A 14,289-nucleotide genomic window follows, 5' to 3' on the forward strand; every position below is an offset into this window, starting at 1 on the left:
GTACGTCCGCCTGCTCGCTGCATCGCGGGAATGGGCCTGTGAGGACAAGCGCCGGTGTCCGATCACATCCCATCCATAACACCCGGCCGACAACACGGCGACTGCAAGCAACGGGACCATGAATCGTTCGTGGAGCTCCGGATCAGGATGCGCCGAGGGCCTGCGGCCCGATACCGTCTCTGACTCGGGTCACTAGTCCCCAGGCGCCCGCATGCCCCTGGCGCGGGCGGTCCTCGACGCCGCGTCGGAACCGAGAAGGTCAAGGACTTCGCGGGCACGGCTCGGCTGGGTGGAGGCGGTCAGTACGCCCCCGCTGAATATCGAGCTGATCGCGGTATCGCCCGGCAGCGGGCCGATGACGACGACGCCCGGCAGGTCCATCAGTTCGCTGTGCTGCTGAAAGGCCAGGTCGGCTTGGCCGGACGACAGCAGGCTACCGACAGGCACCCCCGGTGGTGCCTGTACAAGCCGGTCCCCAAGCGTGTCGGCGAGGTCCAGCCGGGTGATCAGATCGATGAGGGCCGTACCGCTGGGGCCTGTGGAGTAGGCGATCCTCTTCGCGGACAGAAGAGCGGCTCGCAGGTCGGATACCGATCCGAGTGCCGGAACCGGTGTTCCCTCCGGCACGGCGGCGACGACCTGGGAGACCCACAGCGGGCGCACCGTGCCCCCGAGGAGGTGCCCTGCCTTCTCCAGTTCGGCCAGTGCGCCGTCGGCGAGGACGAGCAGGTCGGCTGCGGCGCCCTCGCGCACCCGCCGTGCGGTCTCCACTCCGCCGGCGGACTCGAAGCGCACCGGAATCCCGTGAGCGAGTCCGATGTGTTCGGAAAGCTCGGCCAGTATCGGCCGCGTCGCCATCGAGGACAGCCCGGAGATCTCTCGGTTCACGTCGCCTCCTTGGTGTCCGGCAGATGGTACGGTGCGCGGCCGGTCGGCTCAACGCCGGTCTGCGAGACTGCCCGCGTGAGCACAACCCGGAGCACGGCCGCTGGAAAAGTCCTCAAGGTCCTCTCGGCCTTCGATCGCGAGCGCCCGTCGCAGACACTGTCGCAGGTCGCTCAGCGCACAGGTTTGGCCTTGAGCACCACGCACCGAGTGGTCGCGGAGCTGGCGGAATGGGGAGCACTGGAGCGCGGGGAGGACGGGTCGTGGCATATCGGGCTGAGGCTCTGGGAGATCACCTCGGGATGCCCCCGCACCCAGATTCTGCGTGATGCGGCCCTGCCGTTCATGCAGGACCTCTACGAGGCGACTCACGAGAACATTCAGCTCGCGGTGCGCGAGGGCACTGAGCTCGTGTTCGTCGAACGGATCGCCGGGCATCGATCGGTACAGCTGTTGACGATGGTCGGGACCCGGTTCCCCGTCGGCTCCACCGGGATGGGCCGGGTGCTGCTGGCACACGCACCACGCAACATCCAGGAGGAGGTCCTCGAATCGCCGCTGCGGTCCTGGACCCCGCACACCGTCACCGACCCGAAGACGCTGCGCGCGCAGTTGGACCGTATCCGCCGCGAGCAGGTCTTCGTCAGCGACCGGCAGCTCTCGGAGGACACGGTCGCGGTGGCCGCACCTGTCCGGATCGGCCGGGCCGGGCCTGTCAGCGCCGCGTTGGGGATCGTCGTCGCGGCGCGTGGTGGGGGCCGTGCGCGCGGGCTGCGCGAGCCGCTTCTGAATGCCGCGTACGGGATCTCCGACGAGCTGGGGCGGCGCGCCCGCACGACGGTCTGATATCCGAGCAGGCTTCCGCCTGACGGAAACACCGGCGACTGGCCACGGTCTCGGGTGCCAACGTTCGGGGTGTTCGGAACGTTCGCAGTCGCTCAGGAGATGCCATGGCCGACGCCACCGTTGACACCGTTGCCTCGGTTCCAGTCGCTGTCATCGGTGCCGGTCCAGCCGGCCTGATGCTGGCGCACCTGCTCGGGCGCGCAGGGGTCGAGACGATCGTGATCGACACCCGCTCCCGGCGCGAGATCGAGACGACGCAGCGGGCCGGCATCCTCGAGGCCGACGCGGCCCGGGACCTGATCGAGACCGGCGTCTCCGACCGGATTCTGCGCGAGGGCCACGAGCACGAGGGCATCGAGCTCCGGTTCGACGGTCGGCCGCACCGTATCCACTTCAAGGAGCTGGTGGGCGCCTCGGTGTGGCTCTACCCGCAGACCGACGTGTTCATCGACCTGGCCGACGCCCGGGACCGCGACGGTGGCACGGTCCACTTCGGCGTCAAGGACACCGAGGTCCTCGACATCACGACCGACGCTCCCCGGGTCCGCTACACCGCGCCCGACGGGTCCCGCCACGAGATCCGGGCGCGGTACGTGGTCGGTGCGGACGGGTCGCGCAGCATGTGCCGCGATCTGGTGCCCGAGGAGCGGCGGGTGCGCTACGGCAGGGAGTACCCCTTCGCATGGTTCGGCATCATGGCCGAGGCGCCGATGAGCGCGCCCGAGCTGGTCTATGCCCACTCCGAGCACGGGTTCGCACTGATCAGCCAGCGCACCGAGACCGTGCAGCGGATGTACTTCCAGTGCGACCCCGACGAGTCCGTCGACGCCTGGCCGGACGACCGCATCTGGGAGACGCTCCAGGCTCGGGTGGCCGGCCAGGACGGCTTCCGCCTCAAGGAGGGGCCGATCCTCGACAAAACGGTGCTGCGCTTCCGCTCGTTCGTGCAGGAGCCGATGCGCTGGGGCTCGATGGCGCTCGCGGGCGACGCCGCACACACGGTGCCGCCGACCGGCGCGCGCGGGCTCAACCTCGCGCTGCACGACGTGAAGGTGCTCGCCGACGTCCTGTTGCGGGCACTCGGCAGCGCGGGCGAGGCCGCGCTGGACGATTACCAGCCCCGCGCCCTGCAACGGGTCTGGCGGGCACAGAACTTCTCCTACTGGATGACCCAGCTGCTGCACACCGCGCCCGGCGGCACGCCGTTCGACCTGCGGCGCCAGCTCGGCGAGCTCGACAACGTGGTGGGCACCCGCGCCGGGCGCACCTACCTCGCCGAGCAGTACGCCGGCTGGCCCGCCGGCTCCCTGGGCTGATTCCGACGACCACCAGGAGAGAACACATGATCATCGACTGTCACGGTCACTTCACCACCGCGCCGCCGCAACTGGCGCAGTGGCGGGACCGGCAAGTGGCCGCGATCGGCGACCCCGAGGACGCGCCCGACCTCGACGACCTGGTCATCACCGACGACGACCTGCGTCGGGCGATCGAGAGCAACCAGCTGCGGCTCATGGACGAACGCGGCAGTGACCTGACGATTTTCTCCCCGCGGGCCAGCTTCATGGCCCACCACATCGGCGACTTCGAGGTCTCCTCGGTGTGGGCGCGGATCTGCAACGACCTGGTCCACCGTGTCAGCACGCTCTACCCCGACCGCTTCGCGATGGGCGCGATGCTGCCGCAGTCACCGGGCGTCGATCCCGCGACCTGCCTGCCCGAGCTGCGCCGCGCGGTCGAGGAGCTCGGCGCGGTGACGGTCAACCTCAACCCCGATCCGTCGGGCGGCAAGTGGACCGCGCCGCCGCTGACCGACCGCAGCTGGTACCCGGTCTACGAGGCGATGGCCGAGTACGACATCCCCGCCATGATCCACGTCAGCACATCGTGCAACCCGGCCTTCCACACCACCGGCGCCCACTACCTCAACGCCGACACCACGGCGTTCATGCAGCTGGTCCAGGGCGACCTGTTCGCCGACTTCCCGACGCTGCGGTTCGTGATCCCGCACGGCGGCGGCGCGGTGCCCTACCACTGGGGCCGGTTCCGCGGCCTGGCGATGGCGCTGGGCAGACCGGACCCCGAGACGCTGCTGGACAACGTCTTCTTCGACACCTGTGTCTACCACCAGGCCGGCATCGACCTGCTCACCCAGGTGATCCCCAGCCGGTCCGTCCTGTTCGCCAGCGAGATGATCGGCGCGGTCCGCGACATCGACCCGCGCACCGGTCACCACTTCGACGACACGAAGCGGTACGTCGAGGCCACCTCGAACCTCTCCGACGAGGAACGCGCCGCCGTCTACAGCGGCAATGCCCTGCGCCTGTACCCCCGACTCGCCGCCCGCCTCGCCGCGGCCGGCCACTGAATCCCAGGAGAAGAACGCATGGAGCACACCGAGATCGGTGTCGTCCACACCTCGATCACCCGCGCCGATCCCGAGGCCGTCGCCGCGCTGTCGGCGTTCGGCGTCGCGACGATCCACGAGGCCATGGGCCGGGTGGGACTGATGCGCCCTTACTTGCGCCCGGCCTACCCCAATGCCCGTATGTGCGGTACCGCGGTGACCGTGCTGCTGCAGCCCGGCGACAACTGGATGTTCCACGTCGCCGCCGAGCAGATCCAAGAGGGCGACGTCGTGGTCGCGTCCTGCACGACCGAGAGCGAGGACGGCTTCTTCGGCGAGCTGCTCGCCACCTCGTTCCGCGCCCGGGGATGCAGGGGCCTGGTCATCGACGGCGGTGTGCGCGACGCGGTCGATCTGGAGGAGATGGACTTCCCGGTCTTCTCCCGGGCGATCAACGCCAAGGGCACGGTCAAGGCCACGCTCGGTTCGGTCAACGTGCCGGTGGTCTGCGCCAACGCCCTGGTCAGGCCCGGCGACGTGGTCGTGGCGGACCGTGATGGTGTCGTGGTGGTGCCGCGCGAGCGGGCTGCCGAGGTTGCCGAGGCATCGGCCAGGCGTGAGGCAAACGAGGAGAGCAAGCGCGCGCGGTTCCGCGCGGGCGAGCTCGGCCTGGACATGTACGGCATGCGCGGCCCACTGGCCGAGCTCGGGCTGCGCTACGAGGACTGAGGATGACGACCTTCGAGAAGACCCCCGGCTGGCTGGACTGGTACGCCGGTCCGAGCCGGCCGCGGTTCCAGGTGCCGGAGGGCGCCGTCGACGCGCACTGCCATGTCTTCGGCCCGGGCGTGGAGTTCCCGTTCGCCCCCGAGCGGAAGTACACGCCTTGCGACGCGTCCAAGGACCAGCTCTTCGAGCTGCGCGACCATCTGGGCTTCGCCCGTAACGTCGTGGTCCAGGCGACCTGCCACGGAGCCGACAACAGTGCCATGACCGACGCCCTGCGGGCCGCGGGGGGTCTGGCCCGGGGTGTCGCGACGGTGCGGCCGGGATTCTCGGACACGCAGCTGCGGGAGCTGCACGAGGCCGGCGTCCGCGGCGTGCGGTTCAACTTCGTCAAGCGGCTCGTCGACGTGGCGCCACGGCAGGACCTGTGGGACGTGGTCGAGCGGATCGCGCCCTACGGCTGGCACGTCGTCGTCTACTTCGAGGCGGCCGACCTCGCCGACCTGCGCGACTTCTTCTTCTCGATCCCGGTGCCGCTGGTCATCGACCACATGGGCCGGCCCGATGTCACCAAGGACCCGCACGGCCCGGAGTTCGAGGCGTTCTTGAACTTCATGCGGGCAAGGCCGGACATCTGGTGCAAGGTGACCTGCCCGGAGCGGCTGTCGGTGAGCGGCGCGCCGGCCCTCGACGGGGAGCAGGATCCCTACCTCGACGTCGTCCCGTTCGCCCGGCGCGTGGTCGAGGAGTTCCCCGACCGGGTGCTGTGGGGCACCGACTGGCCGCACCCGAACCTCACCCACCAGATGCCTGACGACGGTCTGCTCGTCGACTTCATCCCGCACATCGCGCCGACGCCACTGCTGCAGCGCAAGCTCCTCGTCGACAACCCGATGCGCCTGTACTGGCCGGACGCCGACTGACCCACCGCACGATTGGAGGCTCACCATGTCACTGGACAAGAGCTACAAACTGGTTCCGGGGACGACCATCTTCGACGCCGAGCAGTCCGCCCAGGGGTACCACCTCAACCAGTTCTGCATGTCACTGATGACGGCGGAGAACCGCGAGCTCTATCTCGCCGACGAGCGCGCCTACCTGGACGCGTGGCCACTGCGGGAGGAGCAGAAGCAGGCGTTGCTCGACCGCGACCTCAACGCCGCGATCCGCGAGGGCGGCAACATCTACTTCCTCGCCAAGTGGGGCGCGACGCTGGGACTTTCGTTCCAGCAGATGGCGGGCTCGATGACCGGCATGACCGAGCAGGAGTACCGCGACATGATGGTCAGCGGCGGCCGCTCCGTCGAGGGCAACCGGATCGACCACGCTGTCCTCGACGCGGCGTACGCCGACCCGGCGACACCGGCCGAGCACGCCACGATCACCGGCGCGGTCTTCACCTCGCACGTGCCGGCGATCGGCGCGGCGATGGACCACGACAAGACCGATGAGCCTTACTGGCGGCCGGTCTTCGAGGGCTACGAGTTCTCCAAGGAGTGGGAGAAGGAGAACGTCCCCGATGTGGTCTTCCTGGTCTACAACGACCATGCCACCAACTTCGACCTGTCGCTGATCCCGACGTTCGTGCTCGGCACCGGCCCGGCCTACCCCACCGCCGACGAGGGCTACGGGCCCCGCCCGGTCCCCGGCATCGAGGGTGACCCCGGCCTGGCCGCGCACATCGCGCACTCGCTCATCAGGGACGACTTCGACCTCACCCTCGTCAACGAGATGACCGTCGACCACGGCCTGACCGTTCCGCTGTCGCTGATGTTCGGGAACGTCGAGAAGTGGCCGTGCAAGGTGATCCCGTTCCACGTCAACGTGGTGCAGTACCCCGTGCCCTCGGGCGCCCGGTGCTTCAAGCTCGGCCAGGCGCTGCGCAAGGCGATCGAGTCCTACGACAAGCCACTGAAGGTCCAGGTGTGGGGCACCGGCGGCATGAGCCACCAGCTGCAGGGCCCGCGCGCCGGCCTCATCAACCGGGAGTGGGACAACGCCTTCCTCGACAAGCTGATCGAGGACCCGGCCGGCCTGTCGCAGGTGCCGCACCTCGAGTACGTCGAGGAGGCGGGCTCGGAGGGCATCGAGCTGGTCATGTGGCTGATCGCCCGCGGGGCGATGAGCGACCTCGACGACTCCGGCGAGATCGAAGTCAAGCACCGCTTCTACCATGTGCCGGCGTCCAACACCGCCGTCGGCCACCTGATCCTCGAAAACCACCCGCGGGCCGAGGAGCCCGCCGTGAAGGAGTGACATGACTGACGACCAGACCGTCCGGATCGCCCTGGCTGGAGGCGGCGCCTTCGGCGCCAAGCACGCGGCCGCGCTCAGGCGGATCAAGGGCGTCGAGGTGGCCGCTGTGGTGAGCAGCACCCTTGAGAGCGCCCGGAATTTCGCCGCGGAGCAGGGTGTCGGCGGCGGCGTCGCGACCCTGGATGAGGTGCTGGCGATGGACGACATCGACGCCGTCGTCCTCGCCACGCCCACCCCGATGCACGCCGCGCAGACGATGGCCTGCCTCGAAGCGGGCAAGCACGTCCAGGTCGAGATCCCGCTGGCCGCCTCCCTGACCGACGCCGAGGCATGCCTGGCGGCACAGCAGCGCACCGGACTGGTTGCCATGGTGGGGCACACGCGGCGCTTCAACCCGAGCCACCAGTGGGTACGGCGGCGGGTCCAGGCCGGGGACTACCACATCCAGCAGATGGACGTGCAGACCTACTTCTTTCGCCGCACGAACCTCAACGCCCTCGGCCAGCAGCGGTCTTGGACCGACCATCTGCTGTGGCACCACGCCGCGCACACCGTCGACCTGTTCGCCTACCAGACCGGCTCTCCGATCGTGCAGGCCAACGCGGTCCAGGGCCCGATCCATCCCGAGCTCGGCATCGCGATGGACATGTCGATCCAGCTGCGCGCGGAAAGCGGCGCCCTCTGCACCCTGTCGCTGTCGTTCAACAACGACGGGCCGCTCGGCACGTTCTTCCGCTACATCGGCGACACCGGCACCTACGTCGCGCGGTACGACGACCTGGCCACCGGCAAGGACGAGCCGATCGATGTGAGCGGGGTCGACGTCTCGATGGACGGCATCGAGCTGCAGGACCGCGAGTTCGTCGCCGCCATCCGCGAGGGCCGCGAGCCGAACGCCTCCATCGCCCAGGTGATGCCCTGCTACCGGACGCTGGCGGCCCTCGAGGAGCAGCTCGACGCCTCCTCCGTCTCGTGAGCACGGCACCGGCGGCGGGCCCGGGCCGCGCACCGCGCCGGATCGGGCCGTTCGAGGTCCCGGCGATCGGTCTCGGCTGTATGAACCTCAGCCACGCCTACGGCGTCCCGCCCACGCCCAAGGCCGCGGAGCACCTGCTCCTGACGGCTCTGGAGGAGGGCGTCACGCTCTTCGACACCGCCGCCCTCTATGGCTTCGGCGCCAACGAGGAGCTGCTCGGCCGCGTGCTCGCCGACCACCGGGACCGGATCGTGCTGGCCAGCAAGTGCGGGATGACCGGCGTCAACGGCCGGCGCGTCATCGACGGCCGGCCCGAGACCATCCGGCGTACCGCGGACGAGGCACTGGCCCGGCTGCGCACCGACGTCATCGACCTCTACTACCTGCACCGCCTCGACCGGCAGATCCCGGTCGAGGAGAGCGTCGGAGCGATGGCCCAGCTCGTCGAGGCCGGCAAGGTGCGCGCGCTCGGCCTGTCCGAGGTGTCCGCCCAGACCCTGCACCGGGCCCACGCCGTGCATCCGATCGCCGCGCTGCAGAACGAGTACAGTCTCTGGTCGCGCAACCCCGAACAGGGCACTTTGGAAGCGGCCCGCGAGCTCGGCGTCACCCTCGTGGCCTTCAGCCCGCTGGCCCGCGGTTTCCTCACCTCAGCGCCGCCCGATCTCGACGGCCTTCCCGCCGATGACATCCGCCGGAACATGCCCCGCTTCGGCGACCGCCACTACTCCGCCAATCTGGCGCTGCGTCGCGAGTTGGAGGACATCGCCGACGTCACCGGCCACACCCTCGCGCAGCTGGCTCTGGCGTGGGTCGTCTCCCGGGGTTCCCACGTCATCGCCCTTCCCGGGACCCGGTCCACCGCACACCTGCGGGAGAACCTGTCCACGCTCGACCTCGACGTACCCGGCGAGGCTCTGGACGCGGCAGGAAGGGTGCTGAACGCCGCGACCGTCCACGGGTCCCGCTACAACAAGGCCACCCTCGCCGAGATCGACACCGAGCGCTGCGGGCGAGCCGGCTGAAGCAGGGCCGGGGAAACGGGCCGGCCACGCGGCTGGTACCGAGCCTCGGCCCGCCCTTCGCACCGGGATGTGCGGCCTCACCCGTCCGCGTGTGGTGCCGCTCACCCCGGGCCGTTCGGCGACACCGGAGACGGAACCACCCGGCGGTATTCACGGGTTGGCGACCTGGGTACGCGACCTGGAGAGTGGAAGGGTGTTCGCGGCGCGGGGGTACGCGCCCCGATCACGGTGCGGAGGGATGAACAGGGGGGCGAGGACGTGTCAGGCGCTGCGCGAGGGTTTCGGGTGCGTCATGGTCACGATGCCCGCGCGCGCCGTGGTCCATGGCTTCACCGGTTCCGGTGGTCATCGTGCCGGGGGCGGCACTGCCTGCCAGGGCTCCCCGTGCGAAGACCTGCGCCGTCGTGGCGCCATGGCGGTGCGCCGTCAGTGGCCAGGGTTTCGGCGCCTGCAGAGGGGCGGGAAGCGGGGATTCCGGGGTCTCCGCGCCAGTGGCGCTTCACCCGGCCGCCCTGGGCGATCGCCTCCGGCTCCGCTCACCGGCGGGGTACTCGCGGGCGGACTCCTTGTGCCCGTCGCCGGACGCGGCAGGTGACGCCGCGTCGTCCCACGACGCGGGCCGCGTCCGGCTCGAGGCGAGAGGCGATCAGGCGTAGTGACGGTAGACGGCCTGGGCCACGCAGGCGGGCTTGTCGCTGCCCTCGACCTCGACGGTGAACGTCAGCGGCATCTGGACGCCGTTGCCCTTGACCTCATCCACCGTGCCGACGACGCCGTGCAGGCGGATCTTCGCGCCGACCGGGACGGGGCTGGGGAAACGGACCTTGTCCAGGCCGTAGTTGACACTCATGGAGATGCCGGTGATGTCGAGGAGTTCCCCGAAGAGCGGGATGATGAGGGAGAGGGTGAGGTAGCCGTGGGCGATGGGGCGGCCGAAAGGGCCGTCCTTTGCCTTCTCCGGGTCCGTGTGGATCCACTGGTGGTCGTCGGTGGCGTCGGCGAAGGTGTTCACCCGCTCCTGGGTGATCTCCCTCCAGTCGGTGCGGCCGAGGTCCGCTCCGCTGAGGGACTTGAGGTCGTCGAGGCCGTTGGTGATGGTGGGCATGGAGGGTCCTTCCGTCGGTACAGGTAGCGGTGAATCCGGCCTGTCAGAGGGTTCTCTTACGAGTGGCCGTGGCGGTCTGGTGGGCCGTCGGCGTAGGTGTCGCGCACGGCCGATTTGATGATCTTCCCGGAGGCCGTGCGGGGCAGGGTGTCCGCGAGGACCACGGACTTGGGGATCTTGTACTTGGCGAGCCGGCCCTTCAGGTGGTCGAGAATGTCGTGCTCTCCGGCGCGGGCGCCGGGCTTGAGGACGACGACGGCGCGGCCGACTTCGCCCCAGACCGGGTCGGGAATACCGATGACCGCGCATTCGGCGACGTCGGGGTGGGTGAGGAGCACGTCCTCGACCTCGGCCGGGTAGACGTTCTCGCCACCCGAGACGAACATGTCCTTGACCCGGTCGACGATGTAGGCGTACCCGTCGGCGTCGGTCCGGGCAACGTCGCCGGTGCGCAGCCAGCCCTCGCCGGTGAAAGCGGCCTCGGTTTCATCAGGCAGGCCCCAGTAGCCGGTCATCACGTTGGGGCCGTGGACGAGGATCTCGCCACGCTGCCCGGGTTCCGCGTCACGGCCGTCGGGCAGCACCACGCGCGCGTCCGTGAAGAAGTGCGGCACCCCCGCGGAGCCCGCCTTGGCCGACGTCTGCTCCTTGTCCAGGAACAGAACCCCGGGGGACGCCTCGGTCATGCCGTAGCCCTGGCTGAACGCCAGGCCGCGGGCGAGGTACGTGGCGATGGTGCGGGCGGGCACAGGGGCACCGCCGCAGTTGAGGGTGCGCAGGCTGGACAGGTCCGCCGTCGCCCACCGGGGCCGGGCGGCCATCACGTCGTACATGGTGGGGACGCCGAACAAGTACGTCACGCGCCGGCTCTCGATGGTCTCCAGGACACGTTCGGCGTCGAAGGCACCGAGCAGCACCACCCGGCCGCCCTTGAGGAGAGTGGGCAGGCACGTCATGTTGAGACCGGCGGTGTGGAACAGCGGCGCCATGACGAGGGTCACTTCGTCACCGCGGAGGTCGGTGTCGACGAGGACGTTGACGCTGTTCCAGACGATGTTGGCGTGGGAGAGGACAGCGCCCTTGGGGCGGCCCGTGGTCCCGGAGGTGTACATGATCATGCACGGGTCCTCCGGGGCCACGGGCTCGTCCAGGGGCTCGGTGCCGCTGCCCGCGAGGAACTCCTCGTAGCCGAGGGCGCCGTCGCCGGGGCCGTCGAGCGCGATGCGGTGGCGTACGCCGGCCTCGTCGGCGGCGGTGCGGGCGGCCTGGGCCTGCTCGGGGGCGTGGACGAGGACGGTGCTGCCCGAGTCGGAGAGGTTGTAGGCCAGTTCCGGTGCGGCCAGCCGGGTGTTGAGCGGGACGAAGACCGCACCGAGCACCCCGGCAGCGAACAGCGTTTCCAGGAAGGCCGGGTGGTTGGGGCCCAGGTATGCGATCCGGTCGCCCCGTCCGGCGCCCAGGGCTCGCAGGCCGTGAGCGAGACGCAGGACGCGCTGGTGCAGATCGCGATAGGTCCAGGTGCCATCCTCGTGGACGACGGCGACCCGGTCGGGAGTCTTGCGGGCCCGGCGCGCCGGCCATGAGCCGATGCCTTGGTTCAACACGGCGCCTCCTTCAGTCCGTGAGCAGGCCGAGCAGGCGGGCGGCGTTCTCTTTGAGGATCTTCGGCCTGACCTCGGGCTTGATGTCGAGCTTCTCGAAGTCCGCCAGCCACCGGTCGGGCGTGATGACCGGATAGTCGGAACCGAAGAGGACCTTGTCCTTGAGCAGGGTGTTGGCGTACCGCACCAGCTGCGGCGGGAAGTACTTCGGCGACCAGCCGGACAGGTCGATGTAGACGTACGGCTTGTGGGTGGCCACCGCCAGCGCCTCGTCCTGCCAGGGGAACGACGGGTGGGCCAGGATGATCCGCAGTTCGGGGAAGTCCACTGCGACGTCGTCGACCAGGATGGGATTGGAGTACTTCAGCCGGATGCCGCCGCCACCCGGGACGCCGGCACCGATGCCGGTCTGGCCGGTGTGGAACAGGGCGGGTACGCCGAGTTCCTCGATGGCCTCGTACAGCGGGTAGGCGAGCGGGTCGTTGGGAGAGAACGCCTGGATGCTGGGATGGAACTTGAAGCCGCGCACTCCGTACTCCTCCACCAGGCGGCGGGCCTCCCGCACTCCGGCCCGGCCCTTGTGCGGGTCGATGCTGGCGAAGGGGATCAGTACGTCGGCGTGGGCGGCGCAGCTCTCCGCGATCTCCTCGTTGGAGATCCGCGGGTGCCCCGTGGCGTGTTCGGCGTCGACGGTGAACACCACTGCCGCCATGCGGCGTTCGCGGTAGTGGTCGGCCATCTCCTCGATGGTCGGCTGCCGGTGTCCGTGGGCCTTGAAGTACTTCTCGGAGGCGCCGAACAGCTCAGGGCTCAGCGCCCCGTGGCCGTCCTTGGAAACCTCGGCATGCGTGTGCACGTCGATGGCGGTCAGGCGGTCAAGGTCGAGCGCGAGGTCGCCCATCTCACGCCTCCGGGGCCTGGGGCGCCGGGATGCCGTAGGTCTCGGGCTCGGCTCCGACGCCGCCCGGCCACTGGGCGGCGATCGCGTCGGCGCTCCAGCCACCGTCGGCGAAGGCGACCGCCTTCTCCTTGGGATGCGCCCACAGGGCCAGCCGGTCGCCGCCGATGCCGATCGCCTGCCCAGTCACTCCGTCGGAGGCGTCCGAGGCCAGGAAGGTGATCAGGCCGGCGACGTCCTCGACGGTGCCGAGGCCCTCGTCCTTGCGGAGCCAGTCCGGCAGCGGGGCGCCGGTGTACTCGGACTCCTCGATGACCGGCGCGAACGCCGGGATGGTCTTGGTCATCTCGGTGGCGGCGACGGGGACTACGGCGTTGACCGTGATACCGGCGCGGCCCAGCTCCATGGCCCAGGTCCGGGCCATGGCGACGACGCCCGCCTTGGCGGCGGCGTAGTTGGTCTGGCCGAAGTTCCCGCGCTGCCCGGCCGGCGAGGAGATGAGGACCAGCCGGCCACCGGTGCCCTGCTCCCGCATGCGGACAGCGGCCGCGCGGGCGCAGGTAAAGGTGCCCCGCAGGTGAACGCGGACAACGTCATCGAAGTCGTCGTCGGTCATCTTCCACAGCACGCGGTCGCGCAGGATGCCGGCGTTGGTGACGAGCACGTCCAGCCGCCCGAACTCCCGCACCGCCGTGTCCACCAGCTCCTCGGCCGCCGCGCTGTCACCCACGGCCGCCACGACACCTGCCGCCCTGCCCCCTGCGGACGTGATCGCGGCGACGGCGGCGTCGACCGCGCCCTGGTCGACGTCGTTGACAACGATGGCGGCTCCCGCCGCAGCAAGGGCCTGGGCGTATCCCAGGCCGAGGCCGCGCCCGCTGCCGGTGACGACGGCGACTTTCCCGTGCAGATCCATGGAGGGTGCCTCTCGTGAGCAGTATGTGGAATGCCGAGAACGCCGGCAACAGACCAGGATCGACAGGAATCCTGATGAATGACAGTCTGGTCAATCAACAGGATTCTTGTCAATGGCCTAGGGTGGTGCGCGCCGCCGGCCCTTACGGCATCCAGGAGGAACGACATGGACCGACCCGTGCAGACCGTCACCGCAGGAGGACGAACATGAGCCCCTCACTGCTCTACCTGATCAAGAGGACGGAGCTGGCGGTGCGCGCCCGCCTCGAGGAACTGCTCAAGCCCGCCGGCATCACAGCGCTTCAGTACACCGCCCTCACGGTGCTGGAGCGGCACGACGGCATCTCCGCCGCCCAGCTCGCCCGCGACTCCTTCGTCACGGCCCAGTCCATGGCCGACATGGTCCGCGCGCTGGAGAGTCGCGGACTGATCCGCCGCGAACCCAACCCCGCCAACCGCCGCGAGCGCCTCATCCTGCTCACGGAGACGGGGCGCCGACTGCTGGCCGAGTACGCCGAGCCGGCCCGCGCCCTCGAGGAGTGCATGATCGCGGGCCTCGACGCCGAGGATGTCGGCCGGTTCCGAGACGCCTTGAATCACGCATGGCGGTCCCTTTCCTGAGCCCAGTCCGCGCCGGTGGGGGGGGGGGGGGGGGGGGGGGGGGGGGGGGGGGGGGGGGGGGGGGGGGGGGGGGGGGGGGGGGGGGGGG

The 14,289-nt window shown here is 69.9% G+C and carries 14 protein-coding genes; 9 read left to right on the top strand and 5 right to left on the bottom strand.

Annotation, left to right across the window (positions count from 1 at the left end; genetic code table 11):
* Nucleotides 1-192: 192 nt before the first annotated feature.
* The gene (locus ACWV17_RS25305) at nt 193-888 is read right to left on the bottom strand and encodes a substrate-binding domain-containing protein (protein ID WP_455361520.1); all 696 of its coding nucleotides are present in this window, start codon (nt 886-888) and stop codon (nt 193-195) included.
* A 75-nt stretch (nt 889-963) separates the two neighbouring features.
* Here ACWV17_RS25305 and ACWV17_RS25310 point away from each other — a divergent pair, with 75 nt between their 5' ends.
* The 8 genes from ACWV17_RS25310 (at nt 964) to ACWV17_RS25345 (ending at nt 9,061) form a co-directional block, all read left to right on the top strand.
* On the top strand, nt 964-1,731 hold the full coding sequence (locus tag ACWV17_RS25310; protein WP_455361521.1) for an IclR family transcriptional regulator: 768 nt from the start codon (nt 964-966) through the stop codon (nt 1,729-1,731).
* A gap of 104 nt (nt 1,732-1,835) precedes the next feature.
* Entirely contained in the window at nt 1,836-3,047 is a 1,212-nt protein-coding gene (locus ACWV17_RS25315) for a 4-hydroxybenzoate 3-monooxygenase (protein ID WP_455361522.1), read from the top strand.
* A 26-nt stretch (nt 3,048-3,073) separates the two neighbouring features.
* A complete protein-coding gene (locus tag ACWV17_RS25320) occupies nt 3,074-4,099 on the top strand; it encodes an amidohydrolase family protein (RefSeq protein WP_455361523.1) in 1,026 nt (341 codons plus the stop codon).
* Between the two features lie 18 nt (nt 4,100-4,117).
* On the top strand, nt 4,118-4,807 hold the full coding sequence (gene ligK, locus ACWV17_RS25325) for a 4-carboxy-4-hydroxy-2-oxoadipate aldolase/oxaloacetate decarboxylase (protein WP_455361524.1): 690 nt from the start codon (nt 4,118-4,120) through the stop codon (nt 4,805-4,807).
* A 2-nt stretch (nt 4,808-4,809) separates the two neighbouring features.
* Nucleotides 4,810-5,727, top strand: a complete 918-nt coding sequence (locus ACWV17_RS25330) for an amidohydrolase family protein (RefSeq protein WP_455361525.1) — start codon at nt 4,810-4,812, stop codon at nt 5,725-5,727.
* A 25-nt stretch (nt 5,728-5,752) separates the two neighbouring features.
* Nucleotides 5,753-7,060, top strand: a complete 1,308-nt coding sequence (ligA, locus tag ACWV17_RS25335; protein WP_455361526.1) for a protocatechuate 4,5-dioxygenase subunit alpha — start codon at nt 5,753-5,755, stop codon at nt 7,058-7,060.
* A 1-nt stretch (nt 7,061) separates the two neighbouring features.
* Entirely contained in the window at nt 7,062-8,036 is a 975-nt protein-coding gene (locus ACWV17_RS25340; RefSeq protein ID WP_455361527.1) for a Gfo/Idh/MocA family oxidoreductase, read from the top strand.
* On the top strand, nt 8,033-9,061 hold the full coding sequence (locus ACWV17_RS25345) for an aldo/keto reductase (protein ID WP_455361528.1): 1,029 nt from the start codon (nt 8,033-8,035) through the stop codon (nt 9,059-9,061). Before ACWV17_RS25340 ends, ACWV17_RS25345 begins: the two co-directional genes overlap by 4 nt.
* 646 nt (nt 9,062-9,707) lie before the next feature.
* On the opposite strand, the gene ACWV17_RS25350 is transcribed toward ACWV17_RS25345, so the two are convergent.
* From ACWV17_RS25350 to ACWV17_RS25365, 4 genes are read right to left on the bottom strand one after another with little or no spacing between them, the layout of a single operon-like run.
* Nucleotides 9,708-10,166, bottom strand: coding sequence for a MaoC family dehydratase (locus tag ACWV17_RS25350; RefSeq protein WP_455361529.1), 459 nt, complete (start codon nt 10,164-10,166; stop codon nt 9,708-9,710).
* A 56-nt stretch (nt 10,167-10,222) separates the two neighbouring features.
* A complete protein-coding gene (locus ACWV17_RS25355) occupies nt 10,223-11,770 on the bottom strand; it encodes an acyl-CoA synthetase (RefSeq protein ID WP_455361530.1) in 1,548 nt (515 codons plus the stop codon).
* A gap of 10 nt (nt 11,771-11,780) precedes the next feature.
* Complete coding sequence (locus ACWV17_RS25360) at nt 11,781-12,668, bottom strand: amidohydrolase family protein (RefSeq protein ID WP_455361531.1); 888 nt, start codon at nt 12,666-12,668, stop codon at nt 11,781-11,783.
* A gap of 1 nt (nt 12,669) precedes the next feature.
* Nucleotides 12,670-13,581, bottom strand: a complete 912-nt coding sequence (locus tag ACWV17_RS25365; protein WP_455361532.1) for an SDR family oxidoreductase — start codon at nt 13,579-13,581, stop codon at nt 12,670-12,672.
* A gap of 206 nt (nt 13,582-13,787) precedes the next feature.
* On the opposite strand from ACWV17_RS25365, the gene ACWV17_RS25370 reads away from it, so the two are divergent.
* The gene (locus ACWV17_RS25370; protein WP_455361533.1) at nt 13,788-14,201 is read left to right on the top strand and encodes a MarR family winged helix-turn-helix transcriptional regulator; all 414 of its coding nucleotides are present in this window, start codon (nt 13,788-13,790) and stop codon (nt 14,199-14,201) included.
* Nucleotides 14,202-14,289: the final 88 nt, after the last annotated feature.

The organism is Streptomyces mabaensis (assembly GCF_053763515.1).

What these genes read in the sequence shown, in the direction of transcription:
- ACWV17_RS25320 (WP_455361523.1), top strand. Translation starts at nt 3,074, where the DNA reads ATGATCATCGACTGTCACGGTCACTTCACCACCGCGCCGCCGCAACTG.
- ACWV17_RS25340 (WP_455361527.1), top strand. Translation starts at nt 7,062, where the DNA reads ATGACTGACGACCAGACCGTCCGGATCGCCCTGGCTGGAGGCGGCGCC.
- ACWV17_RS25360 (WP_455361531.1), bottom strand. Translation starts at nt 12,668, where the DNA reads ATGGGCGACCTCGCGCTCGACCTTGACCGCCTGACCGCCATCGACGTG.
- ACWV17_RS25365 (WP_455361532.1), bottom strand. Translation starts at nt 13,581, where the DNA reads ATGGATCTGCACGGGAAAGTCGCCGTCGTCACCGGCAGCGGGCGCGGC.
- ACWV17_RS25350 (WP_455361529.1), bottom strand. Translation starts at nt 10,166, where the DNA reads ATGCCCACCATCACCAACGGCCTCGACGACCTCAAGTCCCTCAGCGGA.
- ligK (WP_455361524.1), top strand. Translation starts at nt 4,118, where the DNA reads ATGGAGCACACCGAGATCGGTGTCGTCCACACCTCGATCACCCGCGCC.
- ACWV17_RS25330 (WP_455361525.1), top strand. Translation starts at nt 4,810, where the DNA reads ATGACGACCTTCGAGAAGACCCCCGGCTGGCTGGACTGGTACGCCGGT.
- ACWV17_RS25370 (WP_455361533.1), top strand. Translation starts at nt 13,788, where the DNA reads ATGAGCCCCTCACTGCTCTACCTGATCAAGAGGACGGAGCTGGCGGTG.
- ACWV17_RS25315 (WP_455361522.1), top strand. Translation starts at nt 1,836, where the DNA reads ATGGCCGACGCCACCGTTGACACCGTTGCCTCGGTTCCAGTCGCTGTC.
- ligA (WP_455361526.1), top strand. Translation starts at nt 5,753, where the DNA reads ATGTCACTGGACAAGAGCTACAAACTGGTTCCGGGGACGACCATCTTC.